This window comes from Agrobacterium genomosp. 2 str. CFBP 5494 (assembly GCF_900013495.1).
Classification (GTDB): Bacteria; Pseudomonadota; Alphaproteobacteria; order Rhizobiales; family Rhizobiaceae; genus Agrobacterium; species Agrobacterium pusense.
The window spans coordinates 1,284,682-1,307,762 of record NZ_LT009718.1 but is presented as its reverse complement, the minus strand read 5'-3'; the positions used below and the strand labels follow the sequence as shown (position 1 = coordinate 1,307,762).

Sequence of the window (23,081 nt, the reverse complement as noted above, 5' to 3'; positions counted from 1 at the left end):
TTTCCTTGTTGCGGTTTGTCCGGAAATCAGCGTTTGAAGGCGGTATCGAAAAGCGAACGGGCGGCGCGGCGCATGCTGCGCACCAGTTCGGTGTCGCGGTCGCGGAAGAAGCGGGCATGCTTGACATCGGAGACGCGAGCCGAGGGAAGCATCGGAAAAGTCACGATGGAGATTTCCCAGAGATCGGCCTCCAGAATGCGCCGGACGCCGGCGCGGGCAGCCTTGCCGGAACGCCCGTCCCTACTCGAACGAACCGTGCGGAAACCGATGGACAGCCCGTCCAGAGCGCCGGTCTTCATCAGCGAATGGACCTCCCTCGACCGGGCGACGCCGGGCGTGAGGATACCTTCGACATAAAGACCACGCTCATCCTCGCGGATGGTGCGCCAGGCGCCGATAGGCTGGGCCGGATCGTGCTGGTAGAGCATGCGGATACCGGCCGCGCCGCGCTCCTCGATGGAGCGGCGGAAGGCGCCGCGCTCGATCACATCGCGGCCAAGATCGATCTCGCCAAAGACGCTGGCGTAACCGGAAAAAGTGCCGTCGCCGGCAATGCCGCGCAGTTCCAGATTGGCGAATTTACGCGTGGCGGGACGCGGCCCGCGATAGGCGTGCATGGGTAACTCCTGCGATGTGAGGGGAATATCAGGCGCGCGGGCGGGCGCTGTAACGGTCGGCGATGCGCACCAGCACGCCCAACCCCCACCAGGCCCCCATGCTGGCGGCGGCAGAACCCGCTACCATGATTTCGCGACCCGAAAGCGCGCCGGCAATATCAAGCTGCTGCACGATCCACAGGCCGATAGGCCCGCCGAAGATCATGCCGCAGGAGACCCCGGTGATAAAACGGCTCGCGGCCTCGCGTTTGCTTTTCGGCAGGAGATAAACGAGCGATACACCCGCGCCCGCCACGGCGCCGGTGATGCGGGCGGCCCAGATGCCGGCCTCATTGGCGAATTCAGACATGGGTAATCATTCCGTTCTAGGATGTTGTCATCGGGCGGACGCGCCGCGTCGCACGCAGCCGCTTCCTGCGCGCCTGCACCGGGTGATTTTACGAATCTTCGGAATCGCTTGGACGGATGAGCTCACAAAGAGAATCCGCTTCTTCAGACAATGCTTGAACCGTCAAAGCGAAAGAAACGCCGTCCTTTCAATAACCGACGGCCTCGCGTTTTTCCTCGTCGCTCAGGAACGAGGCTGCGCCGATGCGTGTCCAGAGCGCGTCCCGCTCGCCCGCGAGCCCGGCAATCCGGTCGAGATCGGCTTCCAGTCGCAGGCCCACACCGAAGATCGGCGCAAGCCAGCCGCAAAGCCTCGCCGCCGTGCGGTTGACGAGCGGAAGCACGGTGAGGCGATAGAAGGCGCGGTTTGCTTCCTGGTAATTCGCATAGGTATTGTCGCCGGGAATGCCGATCAGCATTGGCGGTACTCCGAGTGAGAGCGCGATATCGCGGGCCGCGCCGTTGCGGGCTTCCAGAAAGTCCATGTCGCGCGGCGATAGTCCCATCGCCTTCCAGTCCAGCCCGCCCTCCAGAAGCAGCGGCCGGCCGGCATTCATGGCGCCCTGATAGCCCTCCTCCAGCTCGCGCTTCAGCCGTTCATATTGTTCGGCGGAAAGATTGCCGCCTTCCCGCGGCTGATAGACCAGCGCGCCGGAAGGCCGGGCGGAATTATCGAGCAGGCGCTTGTTCCACTGGCTGGCCGCGTTGTGAAGATCAAGCGCCGCGCCGGCGGAGGCGAGCGGCGCGAACCCCACCCGGTCATCCAGCGGATGGAACAGTTTGAGATGCAGCAGCCCCAGCCCGTCCCGCTCGGCGGCGATGCGCCGCGTGGCCCGGCCTTCGGCGCGGTAATCATAAGCCGCCGGCCAGCCATCCGGCCCTTCGACAATGCTGAGCCGGTCAGGCCGGAGAAGATGCAGTTCACGCAGCCGCCCGCCGATCACAAGCGGCTCGACATAGGCGTTTCCGGCCAGCATGAGGTGGCCATAAAGCGCCTCGAAGAAATCCGGCCCGCCCATGTGCGCGCCCGGCCTCGCCAGAAGCGCCAGCAGCGGATGATCGCCTATCTCGTCATCGCCGTCGTAAAGCAGCCAGTTCACCGACGCGGCCGCTTCCGCCACCATGCGGGCAGCCCGGTGGGCTACGGGATTCTTCATGAAACCCTCACGGGCAAGCGCGGCATAGGACCGGCCGGACCAGAAGGCCTGCCCGCCCTGCATGGCCACGGCCATGAAGCCGCCAGCCATTTTCCGGTTTTCGGGCATGGCGTTGCCATCCGCCGGGCGCTTGCGCGGCAGGGAAAAGGGAAATCGCATGACGGTGTCCTTGTTTGTGATGTTCCTCATCCCTGGCTTGTCACAGGGAACCAGCCAGCCCAGCTCTTTGGGCCGAAGAGAGTCTTGTCGTCGCGCAGACACGCGTCAGCTGGTTTCCTGCGACAGGCACAGAAATAAGGGATACCGGGACTCAAAGCCCAAACGGAAAAAGATTTTTTTCGCCGGCTCTCGGCAGACGACGGGCAGATGCCCGTCACTTGCGCAGCTGAACCGAACCGTTACCGGATCGGTGCTTTTACTGCCGTATCGCTGTCGAAATCGGCGGCGACGCGGGTTTCCCGCAGCGGCTTCACCGTGCGGGTGGAAAGATCATAGGCGGGATCGGCCTTGTAGGCCGCCAGCGCCGCTTCGTTTTCGAACTCGCCATAAACGATGAAATCGACGGAATTGCCCCATTGGTCCTTCTTCACATTCTCGCCGATTTCCAGCTTCAGCGCATGCGGAATCGCGGTAAGGCCGGAAAGGCCCTTGCGGACGGCGTCGCGGTTTTCCTCGGGAACGGTGAAAAAGACGATATGGCGGATCACGGTGTCACCTGTCATGCGAAATTCGAAGGCGGCCTTCTCGGCGCTGCGTAACGGGTTATCACCTGGGCCGCGCCGGTTCAATCCGCGCCGCAAGAAGGGCCCGATGAAATGCGCGCCCATAATTGCCCACCAGGCTGGCCCGGTCGCTGCCATTGATGATGGCGCGCGCCGCATCCCAGTCTTCGCGCTCTGCATCGAAGAAATCCGCAAGACGTCTGCCGGTGAAGCTGCCGGCCACCATGCCCTGGATCAGGATAGCCGTCGCCACGTCCGCTTCCATGGCGCGCGCGGGGCGGCCGGTTAGATCCACCCCCGTCAGCACCGACATGGTCTCATAATTGCGGCGATGGGTCAGCTGAACGAAGCCGCGTCCCAGCCAGCTTTTCCCTTCCGCATCACGCCGCCAGTAGGGCCTGCGGACCATCGGCAGACGGCCGGCGGCAAAGGCGCGGTCGAGCCGTGCGATCGCTTCGGCATCGGTTGTCGCCAAAGTCTCGCGCACCGGCTGCATGGTTGCCGCGGTCTCGTGGAAAGCAGTCGCCAGCATATAAGCCAGCCACCGGGGATCGCCGCCTTGCAGCGCCGTCGCAAAGCCCGACAGGATCGTCTTCATCCCGGCAAGCTGCGCCGTCTGCAGCCGCCCGCCGAACAGGGATTTCCGCACCGACGCGACGAATCGCGCCTCGTCAAAGACCATGGCCTGCTCCTGATATGACACTTGATATGACTTGGGGTTCATGACCCCTGACGTCCGTCAGGACTAAATCGATTTGAAAAAACCTTAATCGATTTTAATCCTCGGACCGGGGTTTTGGAGTAAAAAATTCCTTGAATTCCGGAACCTTAGCGCGCTAACTCCATTTACCGCGCAATCCTGCAGCGTTAACCATTCAAGGAGGAATGCCACCATGACAGCGACAATCCCCCAGACCATTTATGACCGTCTCGAAAACGAGTGGCGCCAGATGCGTGAAACCGGCTCCCAGCCGAAGCCGGCGCAATCTCCGAAGAAATAATATTTGCCCGACGCCCGAAATCGGGCGGGTACTTCACTTTTTCTTCTCCCCGCTGGGGAGAAGATGGCCCCAAGGGTCAGATGACGGGGCAAGGTGCTGACATCCATGCTCTCGCGGCACATTTTGACCATTGCCTCTTGATCCCGCGCTGCAATCCTTCTGCCCAACGGAAGAAGAAACAGGCGGCACGCTTGAGGCGTTATTGGCTCTAGGTCTCTGAGCCACTAAATCACCATCTCACATCCCCCGCACCTTCGGTTCGCTGGTCACCATCGTCGTCAGCGCAGTGATCGCCCAGACGAGTGCGTCCAGCCTGTCCGGCGAGCGCCCGGTCGACAGGCCTTCCGGTCCGAAATCCGTCATCTGGTCCTCAAGCTTTTCAAATCGCGCGGCGTGGCGCACCCTTCCCTGCTCATAGAGCGCGGCGACCGGTTCGGCGCGGGCGAACTTTCCGCGGCTTGCCCGCACCAGCGTCAGCGGCAGGTTGGCCTCTACGCTCTGCAGCATGGCGCGCACCATCTCGCCGCCTTGATTGACCTCTGCCACGACGCGGTCAGCCTCGTGGCGGCGGAAGGCGGCGACGACGGCGCGAGCCCAGCCGGCCGGCGTCTCGCCTTCCACCGAACAATCCGCAAGCACCGTGAGACGCCCGGCCATGCCCAGTCCCGCCACGACGATGCCGCAGCAGGAATTTTCACCACTGCCGGCCGGCGGATCGACCGACACCACGATCCGCGAAAGCGGCGCAGCCGCAACCTCAACGATCGCTTCCAGATCGGCGCGTTTCCATAACGCGCCCTCGCGCTCATCGATCAGTTCGCCGCCAATTTCCTGACGGCCGAGCCGCGTGCCCCCGTAGCGGTCCTGCATGGCTTTCAGAAAACCGGGAGAAAGGTTCCGCGCGTTCATGGCCGTCGGCATCCGGGCCACCCGGCTCGAAGGATCGGCCAGAAGCGCCTTCAGCAATGGAATGGGCCGTGGCGTGGTCGTCACCAGCTGTCGTGGCAATTCACCCAGACGCAGGCCGAACTGCAGCATGTCCCAGGTTTCCTGTGGATATTTCCATTTGCCCAGCTCGTCCGCCCAAGCCATGTGGAACTGCGGCCCGCGCAGGCTTTCCGGGTCTTCCGATGAGAACACCTGCGCCATCGCCCCGTTGGGCCAAAGCAGCCGCCGACGCGACACCTCGAAGGCGGGACGATGGCGGCGGGCAATACGGCAAATGCCGGAAATGCCGTCGATCATCACCTCCCGGGCATCACCCAGCGTTTCGGCAACCAGCGCGATGCGCAAATCCGATTGCCTGCCGGCGGAAGCGACGGCGTGAACCCACTCCGACCCAGCGCGGGTCTTGCCGGATCCGCGTCCGCCGATCAGAAGCCATGTCCGCCAGTCGCCCTCCGGCGGTTGCTGCGGCAGGTTGCCGATGAAACGCCAGTCGCGCAGAAGATTGAAAACCTGCGCCGGCAGATGGGGTCCGGTCGACATATCCGTCATGTATCGGTTTCTGCGAAGGGGCTGCAAGCGGGATCGGTTGCCATCTTTGCGCGGCATTTCTGTTCAGCCAGTTCATCGATGCGATTGAGGAAATGCGCCACCGCCGCTTCGTAATCCCCGACCTCTGTTTCGTCTTCGCTGAAAAGAGCTTCCCTTTCTTCCGCCAGCACCCGTTGCAACGCGTCGATCCGCTCCAGCGTGCGAACGATCAGCGACAGCTGGTCCGTCGCAGCCTTCACATCGGCGCGGGCGAGCTTGCCCGAAGCATCCTCCGCCGTCGCCAGAAATGCCGCTTCGCTCACTTGGCGGAGATTGCGGTACAGGCAGAACTGCTCGCGCATCTCCTCCGTCAGCTCATTCAGCAATTGCCGCAGGCTGCCGTTGCGCGCCGCATCTTCGGCGGCCAGCCTGTCGGCCCGCGACTTCGTCTCGGGCGCGGCTTCCGGCATGTCGTCAGCCGCATAGGCGGGCGTTTCCGGCCAGACGCTGTAGAGCGCCGGATCGCAATTGCTGGACGTTGTCATGGGATTGGCCTGCGAGAGAAAGAACAAATAAAGAGGGGCCGCGAACAAGGCAAGTTTGCTTGCACCTCACTCACCCTCATTCCTGTGACAAGCACAGGAACACGGTGGTGAGGAAAGCGCTACGGGCAGTCCCAAAGACAACCATTGCCGTTCAGCCGCAAATCTCCGACTATAGCCAAACACTATCAAACCACCGTCACGGTGTAAAGGATTATTTTCCTATTTCTGTGATTTTTATCCTGATCACGGGATTTGCACCCTCGTCCGTCACATATTACACTTAGCACCAGGCGGTGAGTAGAAGGGACAAGTCAAGTTGGTAAAACAATGGGTTGAGCGGTTGTTTGCGGGTCTTTCAGCAACCGGCATCGTCTTTGGCACGGTTCTCTTCTGCGCTTCTCTCACACCATCGCTCCTGCCGCGAACATGGCTGATGCAAGGTGTGCTGTGCGGGTTTTCTTTCGCGATCGGTTACATGATCGGCGTCGCCCTTCATGCGATCTGGGCTTATCTGGAGCTGCCTGAACCCTCGCGTCATAATGTCCGCGGCGTTCGGTTTCTCATTGCGCTTGCCGCCGCGATTACGGCGATTGCGTTTCTGTGGCAGGCGAAAGACTGGCAGAACTCCATTCTCGTGCTGATGGAGCTCGATCCGCTCCCCAGCGCGCACCCCACCAAGACAGGCGCCATCGCCATACTGGTGGCTGCCATTCTCATCGGCGCCGGCCGGCTGTTCCAGCTGATCCGCCGTTTCTTTGCGACGCGCAGCCGGCATTTCCTGCCGCGCCGGCTGGCCAATGTGCTCGGCATCGCCGCGGCCATCATTCTGTCCTGGATGCTGCTCAACGGGCTGATCTTCGACATCGGCTTAAGATTTGCCGATTCCTCGCTGAAACAGGTGGATGCGCTGATCGAACCCGATGTGCCGCGCCCGTCCGATTCGCTCAAGACCGGCAGCAGCGCCTCGCTGATGACATGGGAATCGCTCGGCCGTCGCGGCCGCGAATTTGTCGCTGAAGGCCCTCGTAGCGCAGACATCTCCGCCTTCACCCACCGCCCGGCCAAGGAGCCGCTCCGGGTCTATGCAGGCCTGAACTCCGCCTCGACCCCGGATGAAAGGGCATCCCTGGCGCTTGAGGAACTGAAACGTGTCGGCGGCTTCGAACGCAAGGTGCTCCTGGTGGTCATCCCCACCGGCACCGGCTGGATCGATCCGGAAGCGCTCGATACCGTCGAGTATCTGCATGACGGCGATATCGCCAGCGTTGCCGTGCAATATTCCTATCTCTCAAGCTGGATAGCCTTGCTGACGGAGCCGGATTACGGCGTCGAGACGGCGCGCGCTCTGTTTGAAGCCGTTTATGGCTACTGGACCACCTTGCCGAAGGAAAAGCGGCCGAGGCTTTACCTGCACGGCTTGAGCCTCGGTTCGCTCAACTCGCAGAAGTCCTCCGATCTTTACGATGTGCTCTCAGACCCCTTCCAGGGCGCGCTGTGGAGCGGCCCTCCTTTTTCCAGCCCGACATGGCGCATGGCCACCAATGGCCGGGTGAAGGGCACGCCGGAATGGCTGCCGCGTTTCCGCGATTCCTCCGTCATCCGCTTCGCCAACCAATATACCACCGCGCATATGCCTGATGCGACCTGGGGGCCGATGCGGATCGTTTATCTGCAATATGCCAGCGACCCCATCACCTTCTTCGAAGCCGCCTCGCTTTACCGGCGGCCGCAATGGATGGTGCATCACGGGCCAGACGTTTCCACATCCTTTCGCTGGTTCCCGGTCGTCACCCTGCTGCAGCTCGGCCTCGATGTTGCTGCCGCCACCACGGCGCCGATCGGATATGGCCATGTCTATGCGCCGGAACATTACATCGATGCCTGGACGGAGGTGACGGCGCCGCAGGGCTGGAATGCCGAGGATATCCAGCGGCTGAAGATGTTCTTCAAGGCCCGCCGCGGCTCCACCGATCCGGCTTAAGCGCGGCGGGCTCTCGTTGAGTCTCAGCCTTTAAGCCGGTCCAGATTGTCGGCGATATAGGTCTCCAGCGAACGCGGCGCATGGCCGGTCAGCGTTTCCACGTCGCCGGTCACCACCGCCGTCCAGCCCTCACGAACGGGATAGAAGATCGAGGCGAGGAAGGACGCGTAGTCCTGCGGCACACCCGCACCCGTGAGGATGCCGATAAAGGCCTCGTCCGAAACGGCGGCATAAGACACTGGCTTGCCGATAGCCTGCGAAATCAGTGCTGCCGCTTCGCCGTAGCCAACTGCCCTTGGTCCGGTCAGATTGAAGGCCTTGCCGTCAAAGGCCGTGGATGTCAGAGCGGCGGCGGCGCTATCGGCGATATCGCGCACATCGATGAAGCTCGACTTGCCCTCGCCCGCCGGAACGGCGATCTGGCCGTGGTCGATGCCGGCTTTCCAGTAGCTGTGGAAATTATCGGCAAACCAGTTGGGACGCAGGATGACGTAAGGCGTGCCTGACGCGATGATCTTCAGCTCGATCTGGCGATAGGGAATGGAATCGTCGGCATCGACGCCGAGAACGCTGAGGAACACGATCTTCACCTTCCGGCGTGCGGCCTCCTCGACAACGGGCGTCAGCGCGTCGATGGCATCCAGACGCCCGCCGGAAAGAAGCAGGAACAGGCGGTCAACACCGTCGAAGGCATCCGCATAAGTCGATGCGTCGGTATAATCAAAACACACCCCTTCCGCGCCGTCCGACGCCCTGCCGCTGCGCGACGCCGCCTTCACGCTTTCGCCCTTGGCCACCAGTGCCCTGACCAGCGGCGTGCCGATGGTGCCGGTTGAACCGATTACGAGTATCTTGCCTGCCATCTCAAATCTCCTTAGTATCTAATGGAAACCATGTTTCGACAACACAGATACTGCGTTAGAGAAATCATGAAAAGAGAGCACTTTTCGGTTAGCTGGTTTCCTCGCGGAAACCGGTATGGCCTTGAAACAACAGGGTGAAATCGATGGCAAATATCTATGACGTTTATGAGGACCGCTGCCCGACACGCATGGTGCTGGACAGGATCGCCGACAAATGGGCGCTGCTGATCCTCGACAAGCTGCGGCGTGATGCCGTTCGCTTCAACCTGTTACGGCGCGAGATCAAGGGCATATCGCAGAAGGTGCTGTCGCAGACGCTGAAGAAGCTGGAGCGTGACGGGCTGATTTCACGGCAGGCCTTTCCAACGGTTCCTGTCACCGTCGAATATTCACTGACGCCGCTGGGGCGCACGCTGACGGACACCGTGGCGGCGCTTGCCCATTGGGCGGAGGGCAATATGGACGCGGTGATGGCGGCACAGAAGGCCTATGATGAGCGGACGGTGGTTTAGACGGCTTCGCTTTCGCGTAGCGAGAGAAAAATAGGAGTGGCAATCCTTTGTTGTTTCGTTTTGCAGACCATCGCTTCCGTCATACCGGACTTGATCCGGTGTCCAGCCAGCCCAAGTCCATGGGCTGAAAAGACTCTGTTCCCCGCGCAGAAGCGCAGCGACTGGATGCCGGATCAAGTCCGGCATGACGGAAGTGGGTTTCGCTTATCTTCCACTCTTTCAAACGCTTCTTACCGCGAAATCCGCGTCGACAGAATGATCGATGACAGCGTGCGCTCTACTCCGTCGAGCGCGCCGATACGGTCGATCAGCCGGTCGAGATCGAGAATCGAAGGGGCGGCCAGAATGGCGATGAGGTCAAATGTGCCGCTCACCGAATGCAGCGTCGTCACTTCCTTGATGGCGGCAAGCGCCGCAGTCACCGCTGGCAGAGCCTTCGGCCCGATGGTGATGAGCACATGCGCGCGCACCAACCCGGAAAGATAACTTTCCGAAAGCCTGAGGCCGTAACCCGCGATCACGCCGTCTGCCTCCAGGCGCTCGATGCGGGCCTGCACCGTGGTGCGCGAAAGGCCGAGCCTGCGCGCCAGTTCCGCCACCGGCATGCGGGCATTTTCGGAAAGCAGCGCCAGCAGCGCCCGGTCCTTGTCAGTGATCGTCATAGTGATCAATCCTGTCGTCTTATCGTTCAATAATAACGAGCGATCTGCACATAGTGAAGCTCCGAATCGCAGCGAAACCGCAATATGATTGTGCCCTACGGATTTTTCTGCGGGGAACAAAACATGAAAAACATCGTCGTCATAGGTGCGGGCAACATCGGCTCGGCCATCGCCTGGATGCTGGCCGCCACAGGCGATTATCGCATCACGGTTGCCGATCGCTCGGCCGACCAGCTGGCCAATGTGCCTGCTCACGAACGCGTCGACACCGAGATCGTCGACATCACCGATCGTCCGGCGCTGGAAGCACTGCTAAAAGGCAAATTCGCCGTGCTGTCCGCCGCCCCCTTCCACCTGACGGCGGGCATTGCCGAAGCGGCCGTTGCCGTCGGCACGCATTATCTCGATCTGACCGAGGACGTGGAATCCACCCGCAAGGTCAAGGCATTGGCGGAAACGGCGGAGACGGCGCTCATCCCGCAATGCGGCCTCGCGCCCGGCTTCATTTCCATCGTCGCCGCCGATCTTGCCGGCAAGTTCGACAAGCTGGACAGCGTGCGTATGCGCGTCGGCGCGCTGCCGCAATATCCGTCCAATGCGCTCAACTACAACCTCACCTGGAGCACGGACGGGCTGATCAACGAATATATCGAGCCCTGCGAAGCGATCGTCGAAGGCCGCCTCACCGCCGTTCCGGCGCTTGAGGAGCGTGAAGAATTCTCGCTCGATGGCGTCACCTATGAGGCTTTCAACACGTCAGGCGGTCTCGGCACGCTTTGCGCCACGCTGGAAGGCAAGGTGCGGACGATGAATTACCGCACCATCCGTTATCCCGGCCATGTGGCGATCATGAAGGCGCTGCTGAACGATCTCAACCTGCGCAATCGCCGTGATGTTCTAAAGGACCTGTTCGAGAACGCCCTTCCCGGCACCATGCAGGATGTGGTCATCGTCTTCGTCACCGTCTGCGGCACCCGCAACGGCCGCTTCCTGCAGGAAACCTACGCCAACAAGGTCTATGCCGGCCCCGTTTCCGGCCGGATGATGAGCGCCATCCAGATCACAACCGCCTCAGGCATCTGCACGGTTCTCGATCTGCTTGCCGAAGGCACGCTGCCGCAGAAGGGCTTCGTGCGGCAGGAGGAAGTGGACCTGCCCAAGTTCCTCGATAACCGGTTCGGCCGGTATTATGGCGCACACGAGCCACTGGCTCGGGTGGGGTGAGTTACCGGCCTCAGTTTATTCCGTAATACCGGCCTTGAGCCGGTATCCAGCCAGCCCAAGCCCTTGGGCTGGAAATACTCTATTCGCCGCGCAGACGCGCGTCGGCTGGATGCCGGATCAAGTCGGCATGACGGTGAGGTCGTCACGTCCCGCAAAACGTCCTGAACACCCGCTCATGGCTCATCGGCGGCTGCATATAGACGAAATTGTCCGGTCGCTCCTCGAAGGGCGTCGCAATCGCCTTCAGCATGGCGTGAAAGGGCTCGAAATCATCCTCCTCCACTGCCGCCTCGATCAGTTCCTCGATGCGGTGGTTGCGTGGGATGATCGCCGGATTAACTGACAGCATCACCGTCGATCTTTCGGAATCGGAAATCCCCTCCCGACCGGCTCTTTCCCGCCAACGGGCGAGAAATTCGTCCGCGCCCGCAATATCGATGAACATGCCGCGGAATGGCTCGGCGTCGCCATTGACGGCATGCGAAAGACGACGGAAGGTCAGCGTATAGTCCGCTTCCGATGCCTGCATCAGCGCCAGCAGCCCCTGCACCAGATCCATATCGCCCTCTTCCTCCGCCGTCAGACCAAGTTTTGCGCGCATGCCGGCAAGCCAGCGTTTGGGAAAGGCGGCAGCGAAATCGGCGAGAACCCCATTGGCGAGTTCAGCGGCCTTTTCCACCTGCGGATCGAGCAGCGGCAGCAGGCATTCCGCCAGCCTTGCGATGTTCCACTGGGCGATGCCGGGCTGGTTGTTATAGGCGTAACGGCCCTGCGCATCGATGGAGGAAAAAACCTTGTTGGGATGATATTCGTCAAGGAAGGCGCAGGGGCCGAAATCGATGGTCTCCCCGGAGACCGCCATATTGTCGGTATTCATCACGCCATGGATGAAGCCCACCATCATCCAGCGGGCGATGAGGTCGCATTGCCGTTGCGCTATGCCCTGCAGCAGGGCGAGATAAGGATTGTCTGCCTCTTTCGCCTCGGGATAATGACGGTCGATCACATAGTCCGCGAGGTTCCTGATTGCCTCGTCATCCTCGCGCGCGGCGAAGAACTGGAACGTGCCGACCCGGATGTGGCTTGCCGCGACACGGGTGAAGACGCCGCCCGGCAGGCCGACTTCACGCTGCACCCTTTCGCCGGAGAGGACAGCCGCCAGCGCCCGGGTTGCGGGAACGCCCAGCGCAAACATCGCTTCCGATACGATATATTCGCGCAGCACAGGGCCAAGCGCGGCGCGCCCGTCACCCCTGCGCGAGAACGGCGTCGGGCCGGAGCCTTTCAGCTGGATATCACGCCGTTTGCCGTTCCTGTCGATCACCTCGCCCAGAAGAATCGCGCGGCCATCGCCCAGCTGCGGTACGAAACCGCCAAACTGGTGGCCGGCATAGGCCATGGCCAGCGGTTCGGCTCCCTGAGGCACAACATTGCCCGAAAAGATCGCCGCCAGTCTTTCATCGTCAAGGCCGGTGACGTCGAGACGAAGCTCGTCGGCAAGCCCACGGTTGAAGGCGATGAGGCGCGGTGCCTTTACCGGCGTCGGCAGCACCGCGGCGCTGAAACGCTCCGGCAGGCGGGCATAGGAATTGTCAAATTTCATCACGGATAAACTCCCTGCTTTGCCTCTATATGGGGCCGGAGGGTGGCGGATGCGAGCGATAAATGCCGAAGCTCCGCTCCTTCGCCTCATTCAATTTTGCGCAATGAACTTTCCATCGCCATCATCGTTCCTATGCTTGACCCGCAGAATGCCGAAAGGAAAGGAAAAGCAATGACCGTCGTTGAAGCCGTAACCGCCGAACCGGAAAGCGCCATCCGTACCATTCACACCGATCTGCCCGTCAATGCCACCTTCCATGTCTGGCTGAAGGCAAAAAAAGCCGGCGAGCCGGGTGCGGTTTCCTTCTCCAATCAAAACGGAAAATTCGCTGAAGTTTCAAGCGTCAACACCGAAGAGTACGGGTTTCGGATCTATCAGGTTTTTGGCGGCGGCCATGTGGAGCTGAGTTACGACACGGTCACCACCGCCGTTTCGGTGATTTATTGGTTCACGGCATCGGATGTACTCGAAACCGGCATCACGGTTGTCCATACCAAGCCTGACAATGCCGCGCCGGAACTTCCCGGCAGCTACCACTTCCGCCCGCCCTTCGGCTGGATGAATGACCCGAACGGCTTTGGCCGCTTCGAGGGCCGTCCGCATCTGTTTTATCAGCATTATTCGCACGGGCTACGGTGGAACACCATGCATTGGGGACATGCTGTCTCCTCCGATTATCTTCGCTGGCGGCATCTGCCGATCTTCCTTTTTCCGTCAGAAGACCTGACCACCCGGCCGGACAAGCGCGGCGGCGCCTATTCCGGCTCCACCATTCCGCTGGTGGAAGGCACCGGCATCCGCGTGTTTTTCACCGAGCAGGTGCAGGACCGCATTCCCGAACAGCAGATACAGCTCACCGCCACCTCGTCCGATCTCATCATGGCAGGGCAGGCAGACGTCATTCTGGGCCATCGTCCGGACGGACAGGGGCTGACGCCGGATTTCCGCGATCCTTACGTCTTTCGCGGTCCCGATGGCTTATGGAAAATGGTGCTCGGCAGCCAGAGCGAGGGCGGCGGTGTCATCCTGCTTTACGAAACGCTCGACCCCACGGCTGCTTCCGGCTGGACCTATGTGGGCAAGCTTTGGGTGGAAACGCGTTATAAAACCACAGCCATCGAATGCCCCTGCCTGCTGCCGCTCGATGGCCCCGCCAATGCCCGTTCCACGCGCTGGGTGCTGATCTACGGACTGATGCACTCGGAAGACCCCGAGACAGGCCGCAAGAACCTGACAATGGCCGATGTGGGCTGGTTCGACGGCAAGGTCTTCACCAAGGAATCCGGTCAGGAGCTCGATTTCGGCACCGATAATTATGCCTTTCAGGCCTTTCTGGACGGGGATAGCATCATCGGCATCGGCTGGCTGGCCAATTGGGCCGACGCCAATCCCGAGATCGATTTCCCCACCTCCATGACGTTACCGCGCCGGATCACTTATGTGAATGGCGAGCTTCTGACCCCACCCATCGGCGCGGCCGAAAGCCTGCGCAGCCACATTCTCGACCGCACCCGGCTTGCGGCCGGCGAGCGCGTCACCTTCATCAACGGCGCAGTGGAGATATTGATCGAGCTTGCGTCGCCGGGGGTGCCCTTCGAACTCGCGCTTGATCACCCGACGGTCACGCTCGGTCTCGTCAGCGACGAAACGGGCCTCTGGATCCGCCACGAGGATGGGCGGGAGGGCCCCTCCCCACATTACATTGCCAAAGGCGCAAGGGCCTCGCGCGTCCGTATCTTTCTGGATTACGGTTCCATGGAGGTTTTTGCCAATCGCGGACGGTATGTCGGCACGAAACGCATCGAGGGCTTCGAGCCCGTGCGCGCCGCTCTTTTGAAGGCCGAGCCCGGGGCGGTGGTCCACGCCACGACCTGGGCGCTGCGTCCCTAAGGAACCTTTTGGCGGATTGGGTGGTTGATAGACCAGAAACGCCCGAAAAATTCCGCCGAAAGGAGAAACGGCATGACCAAAATCCGCGACACCAGCGATCCCATCCTGTTTCCGACGGAAGCCAACGAGAACAAGACCGAGAAGAAGCGCGCCGGAAAGGGTATCGTCATCGTCATCGGCGCGATCGCCGTCATGGCCTTTGTAGTCTATCTGACGGCGATCACCATCGCCACTACCCAGTCCTGACCAGGCCGCGGCGCGGGCGCTAGCGCTCCCCGCCGCGCAGCCCCCTTGCCGTGAAGATCGCCAGCAGCGACACCACGACACCAAGCCCGTAAAGATACATCATCGGCATCGTCACGTCTGCCCGATCGATTTGCGTCACGAGATCGGTTGCAGCGGCCACGGTGCCGCTTGCACCCGCACCGGCGGCGGCTCCCAGTGTCGCGACCGTGGGGAGCAGAGCGCCCGTCATCTTGCGTTCCTCCTCCGGTGCGGCTTCCATGGCCGCCTGGCTGATACCTGCCCATGACATGCCGAAAGCCGATCCTATCAGGATTTGCCCAAGCAGCATTTCGACCGAACTGCCGGTCGAAAGCCCGAGCCCGAGCAAAATGCAGCCCGGCACCATCTGATACGGGCCGTAATGCAGGCAAACCTCGCGCAGGCGATCGGAGCGCAGGCTACCAATCAGCATTGCCACCAGGCTCCAGGCGAGCGGCATCGTTACCACGATAAAACCGGCGAAGGTGGGTTCATGACGCCAGAGATTAATGGCGACATAGGCCAGATAGACGCTGCCGAGAGCGTGGGCGTAGGACATCAGGAACAGCACCCAGAAGCCGCTGCCGAGCACCGTCTTCAACTGAAAGGAATCCTTCGGAAACAATCCAACGGAAGGCCGTGTACCGGCGCGGAGCGAGGCCCACAGGAGTGCTGCACCCGCCAGCAGGGACAGGGCGCGCAGGCTCGCATCCTCGAAGGCAGAGGGAGCGGAAAACGCCAATGCGCCGACGAGGCAGAGCGCCAGCGGCACCAGCGGCCTGCGCGTCGTCACCACCGGTCGCTCGGTGGAGACGGCAATGGCAGTATAGGCCACGAGCAACAGAATCAGGGGGGCCGACAACAGGAAGGTGGCGCGCCAGGAGATATGTTCGGTTGCGAAACCGCCTGTGAGCGGGCCGATGAACGAGGCGACCGCCCAGATCGCCGCCTCGATGGCGAAGACCTTCGGCAACAGGCCGGAGCGGAAACCGGCGGGAATGAGGCTGTAGCACACGGCAACGATCAACCCGTCCGCCAGACCCTGCAAGGCGCGACCGACGACGACCCACAAGAAGTCGTCGGCGATTGCCGAAAGGATGGAACCCAGAGAAAAGATCAGGCAGCACAGCAGCAGGACCATGCGCGCGCCGAAACGTTCGCGAAACAGCACGGCGGTGACGCCGCCAGCGACGGAACCGACGAAATAAAGACTGTAGGCCCAGCTATAAAAGGCCGCTCCGCCGATTTCATTCACGGCCACCGGCAAAGCCGTGACGACCGCGAACTGGTTGAAAGCGTGCAGGCCGATACCGGAGGAGATGACGGTTAAAAGCGAGAGATTGGTCCCGCTCAACAATTCACCCCAGCCGTTTTTCTCCGTCATTTCCATACTCGTCAAAGCCGCATCCTTTCGATTTTCGCGATACGGCGGGCAAACTAGAACCTCAAGCGCCATTGAGGTCAAGACAGCTTTTTCGCGCCACTCGATCCGAAGGAATTCGCAGGCGACAGGAACCCTGCGCGTTTCCGCTCGTTTGCCGAATAACCGATAGAAAGGATACCGTCATGGACCGCAAAAAAATCCTGTCCTCGAACGAAGACGCCATGGATGAAGACCTGCTCGACCTCGACATCGACGCCCTCCCCGCCAAGGGGGAAATTCCTCAATTCATCGAGCAGGAAATCGAGGAAGAAGAGGCCGAGAGCGAGGACGACCCCTATCAGGAAAGCGACGAGGCCCTGCCCGACGATGCGGAGGAACGGGTGATCAACCGCAATCCCTCGCGCGAGGGCGGGGCGTTCGACGAGGTTTAACCGCTTGTCAGGCCGGATACGAGGCGTTTCAACATGTGGCGCTGATGATCCTGCCCACCGAAGAAGATGGCGAGAACACGCAATGTCTTCTCGCCGTCATCAACATCGAAATGAAAGATCGCCTGATTTTTTGCGACCCGACGAAGGCCGGGCAAAAGTTCCGGCATGAATGTCCCGTGAAACGGTGCCTTGCCGAGGGTTTGCATATCCGCCTCAATAGCGCCGATGCGCAGGACCGCCCGCTCGAATGCCTCCGGCAGCGTGTCGCCAAGGCCGCGATAGGATTGAATGAGATGGTCGAGACGGACATTGGAGTTCTGCCTTCAAAGGAAAAATGATGCTGCTCAGCAGCATATCTTTCCTTTTCATTCCAGGAACGACGTGCGTCAGCCCGCCCGTTCAGGCGAGTAACCGGCCTCGCGGATTGCTTCCTCCGCGGTTGCGGCGTCACCCGTTACCGTGAGCCTATGCGTGGAAAGATCGATATTGACGGCGGCGTCGGGAAGAACGTCCGAAAGTGCGCCGCGCAGGGTTTTTTCGCAATGGCCGCAGGTCATGTCCGGGATGAGGAAGGTGGTTGGGGTCATGATTTCTCCTATTGGTCGGCGCCGATATTTTCGCACCGGCATTCTTTCAGTGGGTTCTGGCGGGCTTGCTGTCTGTCTTGTCGGCACCCGCGAGATCGTCGAGGATTGGGCAATCGGGCCGGTGGTCGCCGCCGCAGCAATGGGCGAGATGGGAGAGCGTTTTCACCATGCTCTTCATCTCGGCGATCTTCTGTTCGAGATCGGCGATGTGGACGAGCGCGATTTCCTTTACCGCCGAACTCTCACGGCTCTTGTCCTGCCAGAGTTTCAGCAGCGTCTCGGTTTCTTCCAATGAAAAACCGAGCGTGCGCGCCCGTTTGATGAAGCGCAGGTTATGGACATCCTGCTCTCCATAGACGCGGTAATTATTACCGGTGCGCGCGGCGGGCGTGATAAGCCCGATCTGCTCATAATAGCGGATCATCTTGGCGGAAACGCCCGATGCTTCCGACGCCTGGCCGATATTCACGATTTCACCTCCCGATGAGCGACCTTCGCCCGTTTCAACCGCAGTGCATTGGCGAGAACAAAGACGCTGGACAGCGCCATCGCCCCCGCACCGATCATCGGCGACAGCGTGATGCCGAAAGACGGATAAAGCACGCCCGCCGCAACCGGTATCAGCGCCACGTTGTAACCAAAGGCCCAGAACAGGTTTTCCTTGATGTTGCGCATGGTCGCGCGGCTCATCTCGATGGCGTTGACCGCGCCAAGAAGATCGCCGCCAACCAGCACCACATCGGCGCTTTCGATGGCGACATCCGTGCCGGTGCCGACGGCAATGCCGATATCGGCCTCTGCCAGTGCCGGCGCATCATTGATGCCATCGCCGACGAAAGCCAGCACCTTGCCGCCTGCCCGCATCTCATGGATCGCCTTTACCTTGCCATCAGGCAGCACTTCCGCAACCACACGGGAAATACCGACCTGCCGGGCTATGGCGTTTGCCGTACGCTCATTGTCGCCCGTCACCATAGCCACTTCGATGCCCATCGCCTGCAACGCCTTGATGGCGGTGACACTTGACGGTTTCAGCGGATCGGCGACGGCGATCGCAGCCGCCAGCCTGCCGTCGATGGCGGCATAAAGCGGCGTCTTGCCCTCGTCACCCAGCCTTGCGGCAGCTTCGGCGAAAATATCGACGGAATGGCCGAGTTTGGCCATGTAACGATCCGCACCGACCTCGACCTTGCGGCCATTGACGGTGGCCGCGATGCCGTAGCCTGTCACGCTTTCGAAGTTTTCGACGGTTGGGGGTTCAAGTCCTCCAGGGGTAGCAACCTTCCTTTCCTCCGCAGCCCTGACGATGGCTTCGGCGATCGGATGTTCCGAGCGGCCCTCGACGGCGGCAACCAGCGCCAGCACGTCGTTATCGGCAAACCCTTCCGCAACCACGAGATCGGTCAGTTCCGGGCGGCCCTTGGTGACGGTGCCGGTCTTGTCGACCACGACGATCTCAGCCGAGCGCAGTTCCTGCAGGGCCTGTCCCTTGCGGAACAGCACGCCCAGTTCCGCTGCCCGGCCGGTGCCGACCATGATGGAAGTCGGCGTGGCAAGACCCATGGCACATGGGCAGGCAATGATGAGTACGGCCACCGCATTGACCAGCGCGAATGTATAGGCAGGTTCGGGACCAAAAATCGCCCAGACGATAAAGGTCAGCACCGCAATCGCAATGACGACGGGCACGAACAGCGCGGTAACCCGGTCGACCAGCAGCTGGATCGGCAGCTTGGAGCCCTGCGCCTCCTCCACCATGCGGATGATCTGCGACAGCATGGTATCGGCGCCCACCTTGGTCGCCTTGAACTTGAAGGCCCCGGTCTTGTTGATGGTGCCGCCAACAACCGCCGCGCCAACCGTCTTTTCCACCGGCACCGGTTCGCCTGAAATCATGGATTCATCGACATAGGACGAGCCTTCGACAACTTCGCCATCCACCGCCAGCCTCTCGCCGGGACGGATGACGACGATATCGCCCATCACCAGATCGTCAGGGGAAATATCGATGGTGGCACCATCGCGCTCTACGCGGGCGGTCTTCGCCTGCAGGCTCATCAGCTTGCGGATGGCGTCTCCGGTGCGGCCGCTGGCGCGGGCTTCGAGAAGCCGTCCGGTCAGGATCAGCGTCACGATGACCGTTGCCGCTTCATAATAGATGAACTGCGCCTCTGCCGGCAGCAGGCCGGGCGCGAAGGTCGCCACGACGGAATAGAGATAGGCGGCAGTAACGCCCAACGCCACCAGCGAGTTCATTTCCGGCGCGCCGCGCAGCAGGGCCGGAAAACCGGTCTTGAGGAAGCGCAGACCCGGTCCGAAAATCACTGCCGTCGCCAGCACGAAATAGACGTAATAGAGGTTCTGCGTATCGATGATGCCCATCAGCCAGTGGTGCATCGGCTCATAAAGATGGCCGCCCATTTCCAGCACGAAAAGCGGTGCCGTCAGGATGGCGGCGATCGTCAGGTCGCGTTTCAGCGTGCCCTCTTCGCCCGCATGGTGCATATGGTCATGGCCGCCGCTTTCACCGGCCGTCGCCATCTGGCTGTGGCCGTGGTGATGCCCCTCGTGCCTGTTGTGGGATTGATGGGCGGAATGGTCGTGCGGCTTTGGCGTCGCCAATGCAAAGCCGGCAAGTTTTGCCGTTTCCACCAGCGCGTCCCGTTCACGCCGGCCGCCGATCGTCTCCACAGCGGCCTTGCCGGCTGCGGTATCGACAGTGGCGTTAATGGTGGTTGCGACGGCTTCCAGAACGGCCTTCAACCGCGCCGCATCCGCGTCGCTGTGCAGACCTTCGACGGTAAATTCATGCCGATCCGGTGCAATATCGTAACCCACCTTCTTGATCGCAGCGCCAAGCGTTTTGGCCGAGAAACCTTCAGCCGGCTCGACCGTAAGCTTCTTCGTGGCGAAGTTCACGGAACTCGACATGACGCCGGGCACCTTGGCCGCGGCCGTTTCCACCCGCCGCACGCAGGAAGCGCAGGTCATGCCTTCCACGGGAATGGAAACCGGTTGATTTGGATGGGCGTGTCTGACTGTCTCGTTCATGGGAAATCCCCTTTCGAGACCCTATGTAGGGCTTCCCATGATGGGAAGGTCAAGGGAAGAAGAAATTTTTTGCCGCAAACAAAATCGTGAACGACGCCGCCAGCCACAGGGCGATGAATATGGCAGCAGCCACGCGGCTGACGGGACGGGATTGCGCGGCCGCGGCCGTCAATCGATGCTCCGCCAGCAGTGGCGGCGGCACAAGACGCACCGCAAGGAGGATGCCGAGCGGGACGATGACCAGATCGTCGAGATAACCGATGACAGGAATGAAATCCGGGATGAGATCGATCGGTGAAAGCGCATAGGCGGCAACCAGCATCGCCACCACTTTAGCCAAAAGCGGCGTGCGTGGATCGCGTGCGGCAAGATAAAGGGCGTGAACGTCACGCTTGATGGATTTCGCCCATCGCTTGAGCTTTTCGAGCATGGGAAAGTCCCTGAAACATCCGGCCTGTCGATCCTATGCGTGATCCCCGGGGACTATGCAATGGTCTCTATGATACGATCCGCCTGGCGAGATAAATCGTTGCCCCGCCGCATTGCGGATCGTTGACGACGTGATCCAGGAGCCGGAATCCATGCGTGGCCAAAAGGCCTTCGTAATCTTCACGCGCGAGGCTGGCGTGATAAAGTGGCTTGCCCTGAAGGGTACCGATTGCTTCGCCTTGCACTGGCCCGGCAGTGAACATCAGGGCCGCACCTTCATTGGCATGCTGGCGGAAGATACCGAACATCCGGCGCTGATCCTCGGGACACAGGTGAAAAAAGCTGTGCCAGGCAATCAGCCCATCGAAACGGCGGCCGAGGGCCAGTTCGCGCATATCGGCAACCACCCAGAGCTTTTCCGGAAAGCGGCTGCGGCAAAGTTCGATCAGCGGCAGCGACGCATCGATGCCCGTGAGATCATAACCGTTGGAGATGAAATAGCCGGCAATCGGCTCACCCGAACCGCAGCCGATATCGAGAATGGAGCCGCCATCGGGCAATAGCGAGGTGAACCTGTCCAGCCAGGGTTTTTCAACAAGGGAACGACCGCGCTGATTGTCAAAATCAGCACCGTGCTTGGTATAGAGCTTGATGACATCGCGAGAGGCATCCGACATATGCTGATGTCCTTTCCCGTGTGAGGGCCGTCGCCTACCTGTGCACGGCGAGCCGCGGGATATCGCGCAGGAAGGCATCGCGCACGGCGGGGCCGAGCGGCTCGTTTGACGGCTTGTCGGAAACACGCAGCCTCGCGAAGACGATGTGCTGGCCTTCACGCTCCGCCCAGCCGACGAACCAGCCGAAGGGGCGGTTGCGGTCGGGATTGCCCTTTTCGTCACGCATGTAGCCGGTTCCGGTCTTGCCGTGCACGGCCCAGCTTTCCGGCGCATCGAAGACCGGTACGATGGCGCGCGTCTTGGCCTGCGCATCGCGGGAGAAAGGCAGATTGCCGGCAAGCAACCGGCGAAGGAAACCGACCTGCTCCACCGGTGAGATGGTAAGCGACGCCCCCAGCCAGGAATGGGTAAGTCCATTGTTTTTGCCGGGCTCGCCCGATACATCGGCATTACCGTAACCGAGACGCTTCACATAGGCGGCGAACTTTTCCGGGCCGAGGCGGCGGGTGATTTCGCGCGAATACCACAGCACCGAATCCTGCTCCCAGATGGTCGGGTCGACCGTCTTGCGGTCGGCGGCGCGCGCCTCCGTGCCAGGTTTCCAGTCCCAGGCGGGCGATTTTTCATCCTGGAGAATACCGGCATCGTAACCGATCAGCGCCAGCGGCACCTTGAAGGTGGAGGCTGGCGCCACCCGCTGGTCGCAGGCGCCCTGCTGGTTGATGATGGCGCCGGTCTCGATTGATGTGACCAGCGTGCATTCGAAGGCCTGGGGCTGTTGCTGGGCGTCAGCGGAAAACGGCAGGAGCCCCGGAAGGGCAAGGCATGAAAGAAAGATGGCGGGCAGCCGGTAGCGCATGCGTTTTGATGTCCCTCGTCCGCTTTTGCGGATCAATTGCCGGAATGGCCGGAAGCTGTCTTTGATTTCAGACAAGTCATAGCCCGAAACCGTGACACGTTTTCGGATGACATGCCTTTAGGAGGCTGATGGGGCAGGAATAGGACCAAAACGAAAATTGCCGTTTTTCATCACGTCCGCTCCTTTTCTCCCGCCCTTTCGCCGACCGTCAGCGGCCAGTCGACCACATAATCCTCGAAGTCGTCAACATCCACATCGGCCTCGCTGACGGTGCGGCCGCGCGCGGAAATGCCGGCCTGATGCACTGTTTCGGTATCGCCGGAGACGAGATAATGCCACCAGTAGAGATCCTTGCCATCGCGCACCAGCGCATAGGCGCAGGTGGGCGGCAGCCAGCCGATCTCGTGAACCTTCTTCAGGTCAAGCTGGATACAATCAGGCACGGTGGCACGGCGGTTCTCGTAATCCGAGCATCGACAGCTCTCGCCGTCGAGCAGCACGCAGCGGACGGAGGTGAACACCACTTCGCCGGTGTCCCAGTCCTCCAGCTTGTTGAGACAGCACAATCCGCAGCCGTCGCACAGGCTTTCCCATTCCTCGCCGGTCATCTCGGTCAGCGATTTGGTTTTCCAGAACGGCGCGTCATTCATCGTTAACATTTCCGTTTCATTTTGATCTCTTGGACGGGAGTGTTTAACCGGTCCCTAATCCTTTATATCGTATCGCCAAGGGCTGGTTTGTACGATATTTTAGCATATT

At 61.0% G+C, this 23,081-nt stretch carries 25 protein-coding genes; 7 read left to right on the top strand and 18 right to left on the bottom strand.

Translation table 11 applies throughout. The features are described from left to right. Nucleotides 1-26 precede the first annotated feature (26 nt). The 7 genes from AGR2A_RS06295 to AGR2A_RS06265 all read right to left on the bottom strand — a co-directional run bounded on the left by AGR2A_RS06295 (nt 27) and on the right by AGR2A_RS06265 (nt 5,905). Nucleotides 27-617 (bottom strand): HK97 family phage prohead protease, encoded by a 591-nt coding sequence (locus AGR2A_RS06295; protein ID WP_072494177.1) that lies wholly within the window; start codon nt 615-617, stop codon nt 27-29. A gap of 28 nt (nt 618-645) precedes the next feature. Continuing rightward, entirely contained in the window at nt 646-966 is a 321-nt protein-coding gene (locus AGR2A_RS06290; protein WP_003509186.1) for a DUF6107 family protein, read from the bottom strand. A gap of 187 nt (nt 967-1,153) precedes the next feature. Beyond that, nucleotides 1,154-2,320: a phage portal protein gene (locus tag AGR2A_RS06285; RefSeq protein ID WP_004440739.1), complete on the bottom strand. Its 1,167-nt coding sequence runs from the start codon at nt 2,318-2,320 to the stop codon at nt 1,154-1,156. 239 nt (nt 2,321-2,559) lie between these two features. Continuing rightward, nucleotides 2,560-2,868 (bottom strand): Dabb family protein, encoded by a 309-nt coding sequence (locus AGR2A_RS06280; protein WP_006700091.1) that lies wholly within the window; start codon nt 2,866-2,868, stop codon nt 2,560-2,562. Between the two features lie 58 nt (nt 2,869-2,926). Then, a complete protein-coding gene (locus AGR2A_RS06275) occupies nt 2,927-3,565 on the bottom strand; it encodes a hypothetical protein (RefSeq protein ID WP_072494176.1) in 639 nt (212 codons plus the stop codon). Between the two features lie 556 nt (nt 3,566-4,121). After that, the gene (locus AGR2A_RS06270) at nt 4,122-5,381 is read right to left on the bottom strand and encodes a DNA-packaging protein (protein WP_072494175.1); all 1,260 of its coding nucleotides are present in this window, start codon (nt 5,379-5,381) and stop codon (nt 4,122-4,124) included. Then, the gene (locus tag AGR2A_RS06265) at nt 5,378-5,905 is read right to left on the bottom strand and encodes a hypothetical protein (protein ID WP_006700089.1); all 528 of its coding nucleotides are present in this window, start codon (nt 5,903-5,905) and stop codon (nt 5,378-5,380) included. The genes AGR2A_RS06270 and AGR2A_RS06265 overlap by 4 nt, the downstream gene beginning before the upstream one ends. A 340-nt stretch (nt 5,906-6,245) precedes the next feature. Here AGR2A_RS06265 and AGR2A_RS06260 point away from each other — a divergent pair, with 340 nt between their 5' ends. After that, nucleotides 6,246-7,886, top strand: coding sequence for an alpha/beta hydrolase (locus tag AGR2A_RS06260; RefSeq protein WP_072494174.1), 1,641 nt, complete (start codon nt 6,246-6,248; stop codon nt 7,884-7,886). Nucleotides 7,887-7,909: 23 nt separating this feature from the next. Here the strand turns inward: AGR2A_RS06260 and AGR2A_RS06255 are convergent, their stop codons facing one another. Beyond that, nucleotides 7,910-8,749: an SDR family oxidoreductase gene (locus AGR2A_RS06255; protein ID WP_072494173.1), complete on the bottom strand. Its 840-nt coding sequence runs from the start codon at nt 8,747-8,749 to the stop codon at nt 7,910-7,912. Between the two features lie 143 nt (nt 8,750-8,892). Here AGR2A_RS06255 and AGR2A_RS06250 point away from each other — a divergent pair, with 143 nt between their 5' ends. Further along, the gene (locus tag AGR2A_RS06250; RefSeq protein WP_004440721.1) at nt 8,893-9,261 is read left to right on the top strand and encodes a winged helix-turn-helix transcriptional regulator; all 369 of its coding nucleotides are present in this window, start codon (nt 8,893-8,895) and stop codon (nt 9,259-9,261) included. Nucleotides 9,262-9,491: 230 nt separating this feature from the next. Here AGR2A_RS06250 and AGR2A_RS06245 read toward each other — a convergent pair whose 3' ends face one another. After that, a complete protein-coding gene (locus tag AGR2A_RS06245) occupies nt 9,492-9,923 on the bottom strand; it encodes an Lrp/AsnC family transcriptional regulator (RefSeq protein ID WP_004440719.1) in 432 nt (143 codons plus the stop codon). 123 nt (nt 9,924-10,046) lie between these two features. Here AGR2A_RS06245 and AGR2A_RS06240 point away from each other — a divergent pair, with 123 nt between their 5' ends. Next, nucleotides 10,047-11,147, top strand: a complete 1,101-nt coding sequence (locus tag AGR2A_RS06240; RefSeq protein WP_004440717.1) for a saccharopine dehydrogenase family protein — start codon at nt 10,047-10,049, stop codon at nt 11,145-11,147. Between the two features lie 142 nt (nt 11,148-11,289). Here the strand turns inward: AGR2A_RS06240 and AGR2A_RS06235 are convergent, their stop codons facing one another. Beyond that, nucleotides 11,290-12,750: a protein adenylyltransferase SelO gene (locus AGR2A_RS06235; RefSeq protein WP_072494172.1), complete on the bottom strand. Its 1,461-nt coding sequence runs from the start codon at nt 12,748-12,750 to the stop codon at nt 11,290-11,292. Between the two features lie 171 nt (nt 12,751-12,921). Between AGR2A_RS06235 and AGR2A_RS06230 the strand changes: the two genes are divergently transcribed. After that, nucleotides 12,922-14,640: a glycoside hydrolase family 32 protein gene (locus AGR2A_RS06230; protein WP_004440712.1), complete on the top strand. Its 1,719-nt coding sequence runs from the start codon at nt 12,922-12,924 to the stop codon at nt 14,638-14,640. Nucleotides 14,641-14,712: 72 nt separating this feature from the next. Next, nucleotides 14,713-14,886 (top strand): hypothetical protein, encoded by a 174-nt coding sequence (locus tag AGR2A_RS06225; RefSeq protein ID WP_004440709.1) that lies wholly within the window; start codon nt 14,713-14,715, stop codon nt 14,884-14,886. 19 nt (nt 14,887-14,905) lie between these two features. Here the strand turns inward: AGR2A_RS06225 and AGR2A_RS06220 are convergent, their stop codons facing one another. Further along, nucleotides 14,906-16,294: an MFS transporter gene (locus AGR2A_RS06220; protein WP_185933322.1), complete on the bottom strand. Its 1,389-nt coding sequence runs from the start codon at nt 16,292-16,294 to the stop codon at nt 14,906-14,908. Between the two features lie 176 nt (nt 16,295-16,470). On the opposite strand from AGR2A_RS06220, the gene AGR2A_RS06215 reads away from it, so the two are divergent. Together AGR2A_RS06215 and AGR2A_RS29485 are read left to right on the top strand one after the other, a co-directional pair. Beyond that, nucleotides 16,471-16,719 carry a hypothetical protein gene (locus tag AGR2A_RS06215; RefSeq protein WP_072494171.1) on the top strand — a complete coding sequence of 83 codons (249 nt, stop codon included), beginning with the start codon at nt 16,471-16,473 and terminating at the stop codon, nt 16,717-16,719. 35 nt (nt 16,720-16,754) lie between these two features. Then, nucleotides 16,755-17,057: a hypothetical protein gene (locus AGR2A_RS29485; RefSeq protein ID WP_167378178.1), complete on the top strand. Its 303-nt coding sequence runs from the start codon at nt 16,755-16,757 to the stop codon at nt 17,055-17,057. A gap of 48 nt (nt 17,058-17,105) precedes the next feature. Here AGR2A_RS29485 and AGR2A_RS06205 read toward each other — a convergent pair whose 3' ends face one another. From AGR2A_RS06205 to AGR2A_RS06175, 7 genes are all read right to left on the bottom strand, one after another. Continuing rightward, entirely contained in the window at nt 17,106-17,306 is a 201-nt protein-coding gene (locus tag AGR2A_RS06205) for a heavy-metal-associated domain-containing protein (protein ID WP_006700082.1), read from the bottom strand. Nucleotides 17,307-17,352: 46 nt separating this feature from the next. After that, entirely contained in the window at nt 17,353-17,775 is a 423-nt protein-coding gene (gene cueR, locus AGR2A_RS06200) for a Cu(I)-responsive transcriptional regulator (protein WP_004440702.1), read from the bottom strand. After that, complete coding sequence (locus tag AGR2A_RS06195; RefSeq protein WP_167378177.1) at nt 17,772-20,357, bottom strand: heavy metal translocating P-type ATPase; 2,586 nt, start codon at nt 20,355-20,357, stop codon at nt 17,772-17,774. The genes cueR and AGR2A_RS06195 overlap by 4 nt, the downstream gene beginning before the upstream one ends. 49 nt (nt 20,358-20,406) lie before the next feature. After that, complete coding sequence (locus tag AGR2A_RS06190) at nt 20,407-20,787, bottom strand: YkvA family protein (protein WP_004440697.1); 381 nt, start codon at nt 20,785-20,787, stop codon at nt 20,407-20,409. Between the two features lie 67 nt (nt 20,788-20,854). After that, nucleotides 20,855-21,463, bottom strand: a complete 609-nt coding sequence (locus AGR2A_RS06185) for a class I SAM-dependent DNA methyltransferase (protein WP_006700079.1) — start codon at nt 21,461-21,463, stop codon at nt 20,855-20,857. Nucleotides 21,464-21,497: 34 nt separating this feature from the next. After that, complete coding sequence (gene blaOXA / locus AGR2A_RS06180; RefSeq protein WP_037091572.1) at nt 21,498-22,322, bottom strand: class D beta-lactamase; 825 nt, start codon at nt 22,320-22,322, stop codon at nt 21,498-21,500. A 170-nt stretch (nt 22,323-22,492) separates the two neighbouring features. Next, a complete protein-coding gene (locus tag AGR2A_RS06175; protein ID WP_003497144.1) occupies nt 22,493-22,972 on the bottom strand; it encodes a YcgN family cysteine cluster protein in 480 nt (159 codons plus the stop codon). Nucleotides 22,973-23,081 lie beyond the last annotated feature (109 nt).